This is a genomic window from Rhodococcus sp. 27YEA6, assembly GCF_044908235.1.
GTDB lineage: Bacteria > Actinomycetota > Actinomycetes > Mycobacteriales > Mycobacteriaceae > Rhodococcus_F > Rhodococcus_F qingshengii.
In genome coordinates this window covers 122,115-136,078 of the sequence record NZ_JBIYCY010000013.1, presented here as the reverse complement: position 1 = coordinate 136,078, position 13,964 = coordinate 122,115, and the positions used below count along the sequence as shown (strand labels likewise).

Genomic DNA, 13,964 nt, shown 5'->3' with positions numbered 1-13,964 from the left:
CATGTCGACCTACTTTCATCCGAAGAAGTACGCACCCGAGGACTTCGCTTCCCTGGCGCCTTCGGCCGACGCACTTCCCGTCGTGATCGTCGGAGCCGGCCCCGTCGGCATGGGCGTAGCCATGGGCTTGGCGCAGCGCGGCATTGCCGTCACGATTCTCGAAGCAGCCGATCAGGTCTCGTTCGGCAGTCGCGCGATCTGCGTGTCACGCCACAGCCTCGAAGTTGCCGAACGCCTCGGCTTCGGTGCCGAGCTCGAAGACATCGTTCTGCCGTGGGTGGGTGGCCGGAGTTACTACCGCGATCAGGAAGTACTGCAGTTCCGGATGGCATCCGCCGAGCACGACGCGCGTGGACCCATGGTCAACGTCTCGCAATCCGAGTTCGAGCAGATCATGACCGACAAGCTGCTCGCTTACCCACTGGTGAACTTCCACTGGTCGTCGTCGATCGCCGGCATCTCCGTCGGTGACGACGAAGTGACCCTGACCGTCGACACCGCGTTCGGAACCCGCGAACTGCGCGCGGCGTGGGTCGTTGCCGCCGATGGTGGACGCAGCAAGATGCGCGAACTCAGCGGAATCCGCATGCAGGGCAACAGCTACGAGGGCAACTACGTCATTGCCGACATTCATTGGGAATCGGAACTCCCGGCCGAGCGTCTGGTGTGGTTCGACGCACCCAGCAACCCGGGGTCCACGATCATCATGCATCGCCAACCACGGGACATCTGGCGCATCGACTACCAGCTCGACGCCTCGGACGATCCGGAAGCGGAGACGCAAGAAGATCGCATCCGTGACCGCATCACGCGTCACCTCGAATGGCTCCAGAGCGACATCCCCTGGACCCTGGAATGGTTCGGCTTCTACCGCGCCCACGCACTCGCTCTGGAAGATTTCACTCACGGCCGTGTGCTTTTTGCCGGCGACGCCGCGCATCTCGTTCCGATCTTCGGTGTTCGCGGCCTGAACTCGGGCATGGAAGACGCCGAGACCTTGGTGTGGCAACTAGCCGCCGTCATCAACGGAGCTGCCGATTCCACCATCCTCGACGCGTATTCGAAGGAACGTCGCAGCGCGTGGCAGCAGAACGTCGACAACGCAGGCAAGTCGACGCTCATCATGTCGCCGGGAAGTCACGGCTACCGGACCACCCGCGATGCCGTACTCGAAATCGCCACCAAGCGAAGCGAATTCGCGCACCTCATCAACCCGCGCCAGTCGAGTGCGACGCACGCCCGGCTCTCCCCGCTGACGTGGCCCACAGCTGCGGGCGCCGAGGGCGTACTACCCGGCGATCCGTTGGAAGACAGGGTCGTCCAGGTCTCGGCGGACGGTTCATCTACCTCCTTGAACAGTCTGCGCGGTACTGGATTCGGCCTGCTGGCTTTCGGACTGTCAGCTGAGCTGGTATCCGAACTCGACACGCAAGCCGAAATCCTTGCTCAGGCCCTTGCACCGGAAACCGTACGCGTGATCACCGTGGGAACTACCGACTCCACGGTTCCCGATGCCGAAGGCAATCTCGCATCTGCCCTCGGCGCACGTGTCGGCGAGATCTTCGTGATTCGGCCCGACGGACTGGCGCTGTGCCGCATCAGCGATCCCACGCAATTGAACGACGTGGCCAAACACCTCACCGCCGGCACTGCGCCGACGCACTTCGATACGGCACAGTCGGCGACAACTGCGGTGGTCGACGACGAGGGCCATCGCGAGCACGTCTGGTTGGCACTGTCGAACGCACTCGATCAGGCTGATCCGTCCGACCGCGAAGCCATGTTGGTGCGCCTTGCCTTGATTCTCGGTTCGCAAGCTACGTCGACGAGCTTCGACGTAGCACTGAAAGACGCTGCCCTGAAATCTGCCACCCGGTAGTTCAGACACAGCAACTCGGCCGCGCAGGATTGTCTCCTACGCGGCCGAGCGCATTCGCGGATGAAGCAAGTATTCAGTTGACCTCGGCCAATTCCTTTTCTTCCTCAGCGCGCCTTTCACGCACGGATCTTCCCCGCTGCGACCTTCCACGTAACAGCGGCGAGACGGTGATCGCCAAGCCCACCAGCGCGACTCCGGTAACCAGGATCAGTCCGGGATGGAACTGCTCGAATCCGGCGGTACCGGCGCCGGACGCGGTGTGCGATCCAGCGGTCACGAGGGCAGTGGTCAGAGCGAGCACGAGCGCCGCACCGACCTGAGCGGAGGTGTTCACCAGCCCGGACGCCAAACCCTGCTCCGAGTCGTCGACACCCGAGGTGGCCTGGGCCATGATCGAGGTGTACCCCAGCGCGAATCCGAGTCCGAGCAGGATGACGCTCGGCAGAATCGCCACGACGTACGACGGTGAATCGCTGCCCGCGAAGAGGAACCAGAGGTACCCGACGCTGAGCGAGGTCAGTGCCGCGATGATGAGCTTGGCACTGCCGTACAGGTCGACCAGCCGTCCGACGAACGGCGATCCGAATGCGACGATGATGCCCGCGGGCAGCAGTGCCATCGCCATCTTCAGGGGCGACCAGCCGAGGGCCGACTGCAGGAAGATCGTCATCATGAACTGGAAGCTCAGGTAGGAACCGAAGAGCGCGATGATGGCCAGATTTGCACGAACGATGGTGCCGACGCGCAGAAGCCCAAGTCGCACAAGCGGATGCGCCACCTTCTTCTCCACGAAGAAGAACGTCGCCAGAAGCACGGCTGCGACAGCGAACGAACCCAGCGTCATCGGGTGTGCCCATCCACGGGTCGGAGCCGAAACCATCGTGTACACCGTGAGAAGCATTCCCGTCACCAGGGTGACGGCGCCGACGAGGTCGTGTCCCCCGGTATCTGCGGGACGGTCCCGCGGAATGAGGAAGTACCCACCGATCAGCGCGATGACGGCAAACGGAACCGGCATCAGGAACGTGAATCGCCAACCGGCACTGGTCAACAGCCCACCGAGGATCAGACCGGACGAGTAACCACTGGCGCCGAACACGGAGAACACCGACAGCGCACGGTTACGGGCCGGACCTTCCTTGAACGTCGTGGTGAGAATGGACATTGCGGTCGGAGCGGTGAAGGCCGCAGCCAATCCCTTCACGAATCGTGATGCGATCAGCAGTGTTCCGTTGTCGACAAGGCCACCGACCAGCGAGGCGATTGCGAACACGGTCAGTGCGATCAGGAAGACCTTCCTGCGCCCGAGAAGATCGGCGGTACGTCCACCGAGTAGCAACAGGCCGCCGAATCCGAGGACGTAGCCGTTGATGATCCACTGCAGCGAGGTAGTGGACAGGCCCAGTTCATTGCCGATGGACGGAAGCGCGACGCCCACCATCGACACATCGAGACCGTCGAGGAACAACACGAGGCAGAGCACCGCGAGGATGCCCCACAGCTTGAGGGACCAGCCCTCCCCTGTGGCCGGATCCGAGGATTCCGTAGAAACCGGGGCGTCCGGCGAATCGAATGGTTTGAGTGTCGAGTCTGTGCAAGTCACGTCAGCGAGAATAGATGCACATGCACATAATGCACAAGCATTTAATGCAATTGCACGTAATCGAGTCTTCAACTAGAATGCGGTCGTGACGTCGGAATCCGAATTGCGCAACACCTGGCGCTCGCTGTCGACCAGCTACAACGACATCGCGTGCGAACTCGATCGCCAGATGCAGTCGGCGCATGGGCTGAGCATGAGCGACTTCGAGGCTCTCGACCGACTCATGGACGCCACGTGCGAACGTCCACGCATGCAGGAGCTTGCCTCGGAGATGTACCTGAGTCCCAGCGCGCTCTCCCGTAGCGTGGCCCGTCTCGAGAAGGCCGGACTGGTTCAGCGAGCACTGTGCGAGGCCGACCGGCGCGGAGTCTTCGTCGACGTCACCGACAAAGGACGTCAGGTACACGCGGACGCCAGCAAAATCCAACTGGCCGTACTGGATTCACGCCTGCGCGAGCAGTAGCCACACGTCAGCGGAGCACGACACAGCGCCCGGCCACCGGGCGAGGGCCGTTCCGGACTAGACTGAGCACATACCGACGCGCCTTTCTGTTGCCGTCGGCGATCGACAGCAGCGCAGCCAGCACGCTTTCACGCGGTCCTGGCCGAGGCAATCTGCCAGCGTTCCTGCGGCTTCTGCTAGTCCCTCAGGCTCCTGCCTGACATCTCTACCTGCTCCTATCGAGAGATACACAATTGAACAACGCACGCACCCTTGGAGTCATCGGACAGTCGAGCAAACCGGCAGAACGCCGGTTGCCGATCCATCCTGCGCATTTCGATCGCATCGATGCCGAACTACGTTCTCGGATCTACCTCGAAGAAGGCTACGGCCACCCCTTCGGCTACTCCGACGACTACCTCTCGCGCCTCGTTGCCGGAATCCGCACGCGCAAGCAGATTTTGGCGGAAACCGATGTGGTTCTGCTACCGAAGCCGTTGGTGCGTGACCTCGCCGAACTACGGTCAGGTCAGGTTCTCTGGGGCTGGCCGCACTGTGTCCAGGACACCGAACTGACACAGATCGCGATCGACAAGAAACTGACTCTCATCGCCTTCGAGGCCATGAACTTCTGGCACAGCGACGGATCGTTCAATCTGCATGTGTTCCACAAGAACAACGAGCTCGCCGGTTATTGCTCGGTACTGCACGCCCTGCAGTTGATCGGTTCCACCGGTGACTACGGCCGGCGTCTCACCGCTGCCGTGATCGGTTTCGGAGCCACTGCACGCGGCGCGGTCACAGCACTCAAGGCGCACGGTATCCACGAAGTGGACGTCCTCACCCAGCGTGGAGTCACCGCGGTCAGCTCCCCCATCCACTCGGCGCGCATGGTCTCGTTCGACAACAACAACGGTGACGTCCGTGGCAGCCACGTCATGCTCGACAACCACAGCGTGCCGGTGCCCGGTTTCTTGGCCGAGCACGACATCGTCGTCAACTGCGTACTGCAGAACACGGACGCCCCACTGACGTTCCTGACCGAGGAAGATCTCATGGACTTCCAACCGGGAAGCCTCATCGTCGACGTCTCGTGCGACGAAGGCATGGGGTTCAGCTGGGCTCGTCCCACCTCGTTCGCGGATCCGACCTTCATCGTCGGCGACAACATCACTTACTACGGCGTCGATCACAGCCCGTCGTACCTGTGGAACTCCGCGTCGTGGGAGATCAGCGAATCACTTCTTCCCTACCTGCCCACTGTGATGGCAGGAGAGACGGCCTGGAAGGCAGACGAGACCGTCGATCGGGCCATCGAAATCCGGGACGGCGTCATCGTGAATCCCGCCATCACACGTTTCCAGCACCGCTCGTCGGACTACCCGCACGCTGTCATCGCGGAGTAGGCGCCCCGATCAGGCCTGGCCGGCTACCGCATTGATCGGCGCCATGTCGAAATAGTCGCGCCAGGCTTTGATCTTTCCGTCCTCGACTTCGAACACCCCCATGACCGGGAGCGCTACCTCGGCGCCGTTGATGGTGAAAACGTCGACGCGCTCGTTCATGACGGTGTTGCCGTCCGCGACCTGACGCTTGATCTGAAAGTCGATGTTGCCGAAGGCACCGACAAACTGCTCGATGAACGCCCGGACGGCCTCGCGACCGACCACGGGCTCCATCGGGATGTTGTGATAAACGACGTCATCGGTGAAGTAGTCGACGATCTTTGCAACATCGGCGTCTGCCCACAGCGCACAGAAATCGGTGATCAGTTTGTCCGATGTCATTGTGTTCCAGCCTCTTTCGAATCGTCTTCGTGGGGTTCGATGATTGCCAGGATGCTTTCGATCTCGCCTGCCGGTATCCCGAAGTACTCGGTGACGAAAACTGTGACGGCCGGTGCCTGGCCAGGTGTTCCGAGGTCGAGCAGATACCGGGCTACGACGCTCTCGCCCCACTCACGCAGCGCGAGTTCACGTATCGCCACGATTCCGCGATATTGCTGGCCTTGTTCGAGCTCGTTGCTGATGAAGGCTCCGCTGTCACCGGTTCGCTGACCGTTCTCGACCCGCCAGGCGTCGGCGGCGAAGCGGACCTTCGTTGCGTCATGAGTGAGCAATGCGTTCACGTATTCACGCGCCATGGCGACGCGTCCGCTTACCGCAGACTCCGTGGAGTGCTTGGCAATTGCGCCCAGGATCGACTCCGACAACTCCGGTCGGCAGATCACGAGATCCGGCAGGTACGGATGCGATTCGTTGTAGAGCAGCGGCGAACCGTCGATGCGGCTGCAATGCAGTCCCGCCGCCTGTGCGACGCCGACGGGTGCAGCCGAATCCCATTCCCACTGCCCACCGGCGTGCAGGTACGCGTCGACCTCGCCGCGCACCACCGCCATCGCCTTGGCGCCGGCCGATCCCATGTGCACCACGTCGGCGCCGAGTTCGGCTGCCACCGCTTCGGTGAATGCGGGTGGTCGCGATCCGCTGACTACTACGCGGAGCGGCGAGTTGGCGGCAACCGAAGCTGCCTCGTCGCCACTGGAGTACACCGCTCCGAGCGCCGGCTGAGCAACCGCGGCTGCGGTAATTCCGCTACCGCGCTCCCAAAGCGCCACGTGCACTGCCCAATCCGCATGATTCGGCAAGCCGTATTCCTTGGAGCCGTCCAGCGGATCGATGATCCAGACCCGAGCTGCATCCAGACGACTGCGATCGTCGGCAGATTCCTCAGAGAGCACGGCATCGCCCGGCCGCTCGGCAGCCAACCGGTCGAGGATGTAGGAATCGGCGGCCTTGTCGCCCCGGCGACCCAGTTCACGACCGTCGTCGACACCCAGACCCTCGGCTCGGATCCCCAGGAGGATCGCACCGGCGGCCTGCGCCAATTCCGCCGCGAGTGCCTCGTCGGCGATTCTGCTGTGTGTGGATTCGCTCACCGGTCCAACACTTCCATAATTCGCAGCGCAAGTTCGGTAGGCGTTCCGTCTTCGGGTCTGATCACCAGCTCGGGACTTGTCGGAGCTTCGTAGGGATCGTCGACTCCGGTGAATCCCGTGATTTCCCCGGCCCTGGCCTTGGCGTACATGCCCTTGGGGTCTCGGGCTTCACATTGCTCGATCGGGGTGTCGACGTAGACCTCGACGAACTTCAGCCCGGCGGCCTCGTGCGCCGCCCGCACTCGATCACGATCTGCGCGGTACGGGCTGATCAGGCAGGCCACTGCCACTGCACCTGAATCAGCGAACAACTGCGCCACCGAGCCGACTCGGCGGACGTTCTCGGCGCGGTCATCGGCACTGAATCCCAGATCCGCGTTCAATCCGTGCCGGAGGTTGTCGCCGTCGAGGCGGTACGCCGGGATACCCGCGGCCACCAACCGCCGCTCGAGTTCCACCGCGATCGTCGACTTACCCGAGGCCGAGAGACCGGTGAGCCAGACGGTGGCGCCGGCAGTCGCACGTTCCTCGCGAGAAACCTCCGAACTGTGCCAGACGACGCGCGATTCCTTGAGTGTCGGACCATTGATCATTCCGGCGGCGACGGTATTGCCCGTGGTCTCGTCCACGAGAATGAAGCTGCCCGTCACGCGGTTGCGGCGGTAGGGATCGAACATCAACGGCTGCTGCGTCTTGATCGAGATGCGGCCGATCTCGTTGAGGGACAGAGATTCTGCCTTCTCGTCACGGTGCAGAGAATTGACGTCCAGCCGGTAGTCGAGCTTGACGATCTGCGCTTTCGTGGAGCGCGTGGTGTGCAGCAACGAGTAGCGATTGTTCTCCGACAGAGTTGTCTGTTCGGTCAACCAACAGACCATCGCATCGATTTCCTGCCCGACCTGCGGCCGGTTGTTGAGCCGACACAATTGGTCCCCGCGGCTGACGTCGAGGTCGTCGGTCAGCTCGATGCATACGGCCGAGGGCGCAAACGCTTCGTCGATCACGTCACCACCCGGCCCGTGGACTGCCTTCACCGTCGAGGTGAATCCTGAAGGCAAAGCCACGATTTCGTCGCCGGGCTTGAAGACGCCACTGGCCACCGTTCCGGCGTATCCACGGAAATCGTGGAGGTCGGCGTCGGTCTGCTTCTGCGGACGGATCACGTACTGCACCGGAAAACGCGCGTCGATCAAATTGCGATCCGACGCGATGTGCACCTGCTCGAGATGGTGCAGCAGAGAAGGCCCGTCGTACCAGGACATGTTCTCGGTCCGGGCAACGATGTTGTCCCCCAACAGCGCCGAGACCGGAATGAACGTCAGGTCGTGGACGTCCAACTTGATCGCGAACTGTCGGAATTCTTCCTTGATCTCCTCGAACCGTTCCTGAGACCAGCCCACGAGGTCCATTTTGTTCACACACAGCACGAGGTGCGGTATCCCCAGGAGAGTGGACAAGAAGGCGTGCCGCCGCGTCTGTTCGAGCACCCCTTTGCGAGCATCCACCAGGATCAGGGCAAGATCGGCCGTCGACGCGCCGGTCACCATGTTGCGGGTGTACTGCTCGTGCCCGGGAGTGTCCGCAATGATGAACTTCCGATGAGGGGTCGCGAAATACCGGTGGGCCACGTCGATCGTGATGCCCTGTTCACGCTCGGCGCGCAATCCGTCGGTCAGTAGCGCGAGGTTGGCGTACTCGTCGCCGCGTTCTCGACTGCTCCGTTCCACGGCCTCGAGTTGGTCCTCGAAGATCGACTTGGAGTCGTAGAGCAACCGGCCGATGAGTGTCGATTTTCCGTCGTCGACACTGCCCGCTGTAGCGACTCTCAGCAGTTGCGGCATCAGAAGTACCCCTCTTTCTTACGATCTTCCATGCCAGCTTCGGAAATCCGGTCATCAGCCCTGGTTGCGCCACGCTCCGTGATACGGCTCGCCGCAACTTCTTCCACGACAGCGCCCGGTGTTTCGGCCGACGATTCGACACATCCGGTACACGTTGCGTCGCCGACCGTACGGAAGCGCACCAACGCCTCGTAGGACTCTTCGCCGGCGCGCAGCTCGAGGAAACGGGTGCGTGCCAACAACATTCCGTCGCGTGGAACCACCTCGCGACGATGGGCGTAGTAGATGCCGGGAAGGTCGATCTGCTCGCTCTCGATGTACTGCCAGATGTCGAGCTCTGTCCAGTTCGAGAGCGGGAAGATCCGAATATGTTCGCCCTTACGGTGTTTGCCGTTGTACAGGTTCCACAGTTCAGGTCGCTGCACCTTCGGATCCCATTGCCCGAACTCGTCCCGGAAGCTGAACACCCTCTCTTTGGCGCGCGCCTTCTCCTCGTCTCGGCGAGCACCACCGAACACGGCGTCGAACTTGTTGTCGCGAATTCCGCGCAGCAACGCGTGCGTCTGGAGGCGATTGCGACTGGAACCGACTCCGGTGTCCTCGATGACGCGACCGGCGTCGATGTCGTCCTGCACGCTGGAGACGACAAGACGCAGGTTGAAGCGATCGACCGTCTGATCGCGGAATTCGATCACCTCGTCGAAATTGTGACCGGTGTCGACGTGCATCACAGCGAACGGCAGTGGGGCAGGCCAGAATGCCTTGGCCGCTACGTGCAGCATCACGACGGAATCCTTACCTCCGGAGAACAGGAGGACCGGCTTTTCGAAAGTCGCTGCGACTTCGCGGAAAATATGGACCGCCTCCGCTTCGAGTGCTCGCAGATGCGACAACTCGTAGGCGGGCGGGGTCTGGAGTGTTGCCATGTCTTTCGCTCCTGAGCATCACGTACTCCGTGCGGAACACCATTTCCGCATCGGTACATTTATGTACCGGACTGGTTCTAAATTGAACGCAATCACAGAATAGAACTCGTTCTACCCAAAGGTCAATGACCGGCAATAAGACGTCACAGACCGCGAACCGGACTCCTGCCACCAACTTCCGCCGTCACCGCATCCGCCGCCGCAACCAGCACCGCGGCGCGGCGCTCGATCTCGGCGCCCGTGATCGCCCCACCCACATAAAGTGTCAGCACAAGGGCCTGATGCCCCTCGGCGTCGTAGGTCGGGGCCGCGATGAGACTGACGGGATGCTCGTCGTCAGAGCTGATGTCGCGTCCGAGATACACCCTCTCGCCCAGGCTCGACACCATCTCACCGAGCAGTTCACGCACCTCCGGCGGAAGATCGTGCGTCGCAACGCCCGCCATCAGCGTGTGCAGTCGCTGCCCGACGGGATCCAGACTCTCGACCAGATATCCCGCAGCCCGACACTCGCGGACCACGTTCCACAGACGCTCGCGATCCAAGCGCACCGGCAGGCTCGGCTCTTTGCTCAGCCAACTGTCCATGTCGTGATCCGAACCCCAGAGGACGTACATCAGCCCGACCGGCGGAGCGAACGGGTACACCTGACCGACCTTGGCAGCGCGACGCGCGCCGATCGGTCCGGTCACTTCGAGAACGCTGATCTGATCACCGATCACACCGGACGCCGTGCACGTCGTCCCGAACTCCGTGCTCACTTTCTCCAGATGGGTACGGGCAATGGGTCCGACGGCAAATCCTCGCTGAGCTGCACGTCCGGCCGCGATCAAGGCCGGACCGAGCCCATAGGTCTTCGACACCTCGTCCCGAGTCAGGTATCCACGATCAGCCAGCGCCGTGAGGATTCCCAAGCAGGTGGGCTTGCTGATCTCGAGCGCGCGGGCCAGTTCCGACAGCCCGAACCGCTGATCAGGGCGGCCGACGAGGTAGTCGAGCACCTGAACCACCCGTTCGGTGGGAGGCGATTGTCTCCCCCTCGGGCGTCCCTCTTCAGGCGTCTTCTCCGGTCCACCCATTGACCACTCCCTAGAACGCGTTCTATTGTCGAAATACCCAACATCTACCAAATAGGTACATATTTGTACCACGACGCTCTGGACCGGCGACATAGTCGGAACTGTGAGGAGCCAGCGTGCTGACGGACCCGTTTGCCGAGGCGATCGCCGAAGCCGAGAAATTGATCGAGACTGCGCCGCACATCAGATCCGAACAGGATCTACTGGAGGGATACCAATATCTGGCCGGCGGAATCATCGCGACGACGCATGCCGCCTGGGCCGGCGAAAAGACCCATCCGAGTTTCATCCAGGGCACCGGACCATTCACCAAGATGGGCCTCGACAACCCCGACACTCTGTACTTCGGCGCCCGAATCAACGACGACAAGGAATACAAGGTCACCGGAAAGCGCGGCACCACAGCCGATCTCAGCTTCCAAGTGTTGAGTGGGAACTACACCAACTCGAACGTTCCCGGAAGCGAAATCGCCTTCGACGACCGCGAGCTGGAGATAGACGACGACGGCAACTTCGTCGCTTGGTTCGGCCCCGGCCCCGCCGACGGACGAGCCAACTACTACACCCTGGCGCCCGGATCCTCGCAGCTGGTTGTTCGCGAGGTCTACAGCGACTGGAGTCAGCAGCGCGGCGTGATCCGCATCGAGCGCACCGATTCGATCGGGATCGCGCCGCCACCTCTCACCGCCGAAGAGACCGAGAAGCGTTACGCCCGGGCTGGGAAGGCACTGGTCACGCGGGTCAAGACGTGGCTCCAGTTCCCGGAGTGGTTCTACCTCAAGCTCGCGGTCAACACCATGACCGAACCACGCCTGACACCGGGCGGGCTGGCAACGCAGTACTCGTCGGTGGGACATTACGAACTCACCGACAAGCAGGCGATGATCATCACCGTTCCTGCCTCCGACGCACCGTATCTCGGCTTCCAACTGGGGAGCCTCTGGTACATCTCACTGGACTACGTCAATCATCAGACCTCCCTCAACAACGGCCAGGCACAGGTCGATCCGGACGGGATGGTTCGAATGGTGGTCAGCGAGAAGAACCCCGGTGTCACCAACTGGATCGAAACCGTCGGACATCCGCGCGGCATTCTGCAGTTCCGTTGGCAGCGCGTGTCCCGCGAGCTGACGCCGCAGGACGGTCCCACCGTCGAAATCGTCGCCGTCGCAGATATTGCGAAGCACCTGCCGCATTTCGACACCAACGCCATCACCGCCGAGGACTGGGCAGCACGCATTGCCCAGCGCCAGGCCGCCATCGACAACCGAATGCTGGGGTAATCATGACCGCCTTGCTCGAAGACCGTGTAGTAGTCATCTCCGGAGTCGGCCCGGCACTCGGCCGCGCTCTGGCCCTTCGATGTGCGTCGGCCGGCGCGAGTCTTGTTCTCGCAGCACGTACGCAATCGCGACTCGACGACGTTGCGAAAGAAATAGTCGATGCCGGTGGGCGCGCCGTCACCGTTGCCACCGACATCACCGACCAGGCTTCCGCCGAGAATCTGGTGGCCGAGTCCATTGCCGCCTACGGCAAAGTGGACACTCTGATCAACAATGCATTCTCGATTCCGTCGATGAAACCGTTGGCTCGCACCGATTACCAGCACATCCGCGACAGCATCGAACTGACCGTTCTCGGGGCGTTGCGCCTGACTCAGCTGTTCACGCCGGCACTTGCCGAGTCGGACGGCTCCGTGGTGAACATCAATTCGATGGTGTTGCGGCATTCGCAAGAGCGTTACGGCAGCTACAAGATGGCGAAGTCGGCCCTGCTCGCCATGTCGCAGTCCCTGGCCACCGAACTCGGCCCGCAGGGAATTCGTGTCAATTCGATTGCACCCGGCTATATCTGGGGTGACACCCTCAAGGGATACTTCGCGCACCAGGCGGAGAAGTTCGGCATGACTGTCGAGCAGATCTACGAGCACACTGCGTCGAACACCGACCTCAAGCGCCTGCCGACGACGGATGAAGTATCCGATGCGGCGATCTTCCTGGCGTCCCCGATGGCCAGCGCGATCACCGGCCAATGCATCGACGTCAACTGCGGCGAATTCCATCACTAGGAGCACCATGACTGAACGCACTCACGTCGGCACCGTCGAGGATCTCCATGCCTCGGCGACGCGGATGACCGGCCTGACGGACTTCGGCGTCGACGATTACACCGAGGCTCTGTCGGTCCTCCTCGAGTCTTACGACCGCGACGAGGATCTGACGCCCTTCGGCAGCAAGATCTCTCGGGTATTCCTTCGCGGCGCCCTGGTGGCCCGTCTCCTCAGCGAATCGGCGTGGAAGGAGCATCCGGAACACGCCGACGTCAAGATCGAGCGGCCGATCTTCGTCACCGGATTGCCACGCACGGGCACCACTGCCTTGCACCGCCTCCTCACGGTCGACCCGGCTCACCAGGGCCTCGAGATGTGGCTGACCGAGTTCCCTCAGCCTCGCCCGCCTCGCGATACGTGGGAATCGAACCCGGTCTTCGCCAAGATCGAGGAGACATTCGGTCAACACCACGTCGAGCATCCCGAATTCATGGGCGTGCACTACATGTCGGCCAGCGAAGTCGAAGAATGTTGGCAACTCTTGCGTCAGACGTTCAAGTCCGTGTCGTACGAGTGTCTGGCCAATCTACCCACGTACTCCGCATGGCTGAAGGACCAGGAGTGGTCGAACGCCTATGCACGACACAAGAAGAACCTGCAGCTGATCGGTCTGCCCGATCAGGATCGACGGTGGGTCCTCAAGAACCCGAGCCACCTGTTCGCGCTCGACGAATTGATGGAGGCGTACCCCGACGCGCTCGTCATCCAGACTCACCGCTCCCCTACGACGATCATTCCGTCGGTGTGCAGCCTGGCCGCCCAGGCTACAGAGGGTTGGTCGAACACGTTCACCGACAAGGTGATCGGCGAAAGTCAGCTCGAATTGTGGGCCAGGGGGCTCGAGCAGTTCGACAGTGCACGCGCACACCACAATCCCGCACAGTTCATCGACGTCGACTATCAGGACTTCGTCACCGATCCGCTGGGAACCGTCGAGAACATCTACACGCACTTCGACATCCCGTTGACAGCTGCCGCGCAGCAGTCGATGGAGGCCATGCACGAGGAAAGCCGCTCGGGTGCTCGCAAACCGTCGCACAAGTACACGCTCGAGGAGTTCGGTCTGACGAAGGAGCAGGTGGAAGAGCGATTCGGAGCTCGCTGACCACGGTTGGTCGACGACCTTGCTGACGACCTTGCTGACGA

General features: G+C 62.0%; 12 protein-coding genes. 6 read left to right on the top strand and 6 right to left on the bottom strand.

Translation table 11 applies throughout. The annotated features are described in order from the left end of the window. The first annotated feature begins 1 nt into the window (after position 1). Positions 2 to 1,879 (top strand): FAD-dependent monooxygenase, encoded by a 1,878-nt coding sequence (locus tag ABH939_RS25850; protein ID WP_234552449.1) that lies wholly within the window; start codon positions 2 to 4, stop codon positions 1,877 to 1,879. A gap of 73 nt (positions 1,880 to 1,952) precedes the next feature. Here the strand turns inward: ABH939_RS25850 and ABH939_RS25845 are convergent, their stop codons facing one another. Then, on the bottom strand, positions 1,953 to 3,482 hold the full coding sequence (locus ABH939_RS25845; RefSeq protein WP_054781940.1) for an MFS transporter: 1,530 nt from the start codon (positions 3,480 to 3,482) through the stop codon (positions 1,953 to 1,955). Between the two features lie 85 nt (positions 3,483 to 3,567). Here ABH939_RS25845 and ABH939_RS25840 point away from each other — a divergent pair, with 85 nt between their 5' ends. Together ABH939_RS25840 and ABH939_RS25835 are read left to right on the top strand one after the other, a co-directional pair. Then, positions 3,568 to 3,945: a MarR family winged helix-turn-helix transcriptional regulator gene (locus ABH939_RS25840; RefSeq protein WP_003941367.1), complete on the top strand. Its 378-nt coding sequence runs from the start codon at positions 3,568 to 3,570 to the stop codon at positions 3,943 to 3,945. Between the two features lie 233 nt (positions 3,946 to 4,178). After that, positions 4,179 to 5,330 (top strand): N(5)-(carboxyethyl)ornithine synthase, encoded by a 1,152-nt coding sequence (locus tag ABH939_RS25835; protein ID WP_007726175.1) that lies wholly within the window; start codon positions 4,179 to 4,181, stop codon positions 5,328 to 5,330. 9 nt (positions 5,331 to 5,339) lie between these two features. Here the strand turns inward: ABH939_RS25835 and ABH939_RS25830 are convergent, their stop codons facing one another. The 5 genes from ABH939_RS25830 to ABH939_RS25810 form a co-directional block, all read right to left on the bottom strand. Beyond that, positions 5,340 to 5,711: a limonene-1,2-epoxide hydrolase family protein gene (locus ABH939_RS25830; protein WP_234552387.1), complete on the bottom strand. Its 372-nt coding sequence runs from the start codon at positions 5,709 to 5,711 to the stop codon at positions 5,340 to 5,342. Beyond that, entirely contained in the window at positions 5,708 to 6,862 is a 1,155-nt protein-coding gene (locus tag ABH939_RS25825; RefSeq protein ID WP_047270166.1) for a 3'(2'),5'-bisphosphate nucleotidase CysQ, read from the bottom strand. Before ABH939_RS25825 ends, ABH939_RS25830 begins: the two co-directional genes overlap by 4 nt. Then, positions 6,859 to 8,703 carry an adenylyl-sulfate kinase gene (gene cysC, locus ABH939_RS25820; RefSeq protein ID WP_042923180.1) on the bottom strand — a complete coding sequence of 615 codons (1,845 nt, stop codon included), beginning with the start codon at positions 8,701 to 8,703 and terminating at the stop codon, positions 6,859 to 6,861. Before cysC ends, ABH939_RS25825 begins: the two co-directional genes overlap by 4 nt. After that, positions 8,703 to 9,629 carry a sulfate adenylyltransferase subunit CysD gene (cysD, locus tag ABH939_RS25815; RefSeq protein WP_003941285.1) on the bottom strand — a complete coding sequence of 309 codons (927 nt, stop codon included), beginning with the start codon at positions 9,627 to 9,629 and terminating at the stop codon, positions 8,703 to 8,705. Before cysD ends, cysC begins: the two co-directional genes overlap by 1 nt. A gap of 143 nt (positions 9,630 to 9,772) precedes the next feature. Then, complete coding sequence (locus ABH939_RS25810) at positions 9,773 to 10,708, bottom strand: helix-turn-helix domain-containing protein (RefSeq protein WP_047270168.1); 936 nt, start codon at positions 10,706 to 10,708, stop codon at positions 9,773 to 9,775. 116 nt (positions 10,709 to 10,824) lie between these two features. Here ABH939_RS25810 and ABH939_RS25805 point away from each other — a divergent pair, with 116 nt between their 5' ends. The 3 genes from ABH939_RS25805 to ABH939_RS25795 are packed head-to-tail and all read left to right on the top strand — an operon-like array spanning position 10,825 to position 13,923. Continuing rightward, entirely contained in the window at positions 10,825 to 11,991 is a 1,167-nt protein-coding gene (locus ABH939_RS25805; protein ID WP_391591135.1) for a hypothetical protein, read from the top strand. Between the two features lie 2 nt (positions 11,992 to 11,993). After that, a complete protein-coding gene (locus ABH939_RS25800) occupies positions 11,994 to 12,776 on the top strand; it encodes an SDR family oxidoreductase (RefSeq protein ID WP_007726165.1) in 783 nt (260 codons plus the stop codon). 7 nt (positions 12,777 to 12,783) lie between these two features. Further along, positions 12,784 to 13,923, top strand: coding sequence for a sulfotransferase (locus ABH939_RS25795; protein ID WP_075833736.1), 1,140 nt, complete (start codon positions 12,784 to 12,786; stop codon positions 13,921 to 13,923). Positions 13,924 to 13,964: the final 41 nt, after the last annotated feature.

Coding starts and splice junctions, on each gene's coding strand:
- ABH939_RS25800 (WP_007726165.1), top strand. CDS start 11,994: ATGACCGCCTTGCTCGAAGACCGTGTAGTAGTCATCTCCGGAGTCGGC.
- ABH939_RS25850 (WP_234552449.1), top strand. CDS start 2: ATGTCGACCTACTTTCATCCGAAGAAGTACGCACCCGAGGACTTCGCT.
- ABH939_RS25830 (WP_234552387.1), bottom strand. CDS start 5,711: ATGACATCGGACAAACTGATCACCGATTTCTGTGCGCTGTGGGCAGAC.
- ABH939_RS25795 (WP_075833736.1), top strand. CDS start 12,784: ATGACTGAACGCACTCACGTCGGCACCGTCGAGGATCTCCATGCCTCG.
- ABH939_RS25810 (WP_047270168.1), bottom strand. CDS start 10,708: ATGGGTGGACCGGAGAAGACGCCTGAAGAGGGACGCCCGAGGGGGAGA.
- cysC (WP_042923180.1), bottom strand. CDS start 8,703: ATGCCGCAACTGCTGAGAGTCGCTACAGCGGGCAGTGTCGACGACGGA.
- cysD (WP_003941285.1), bottom strand. CDS start 9,629: ATGGCAACACTCCAGACCCCGCCCGCCTACGAGTTGTCGCATCTGCGA.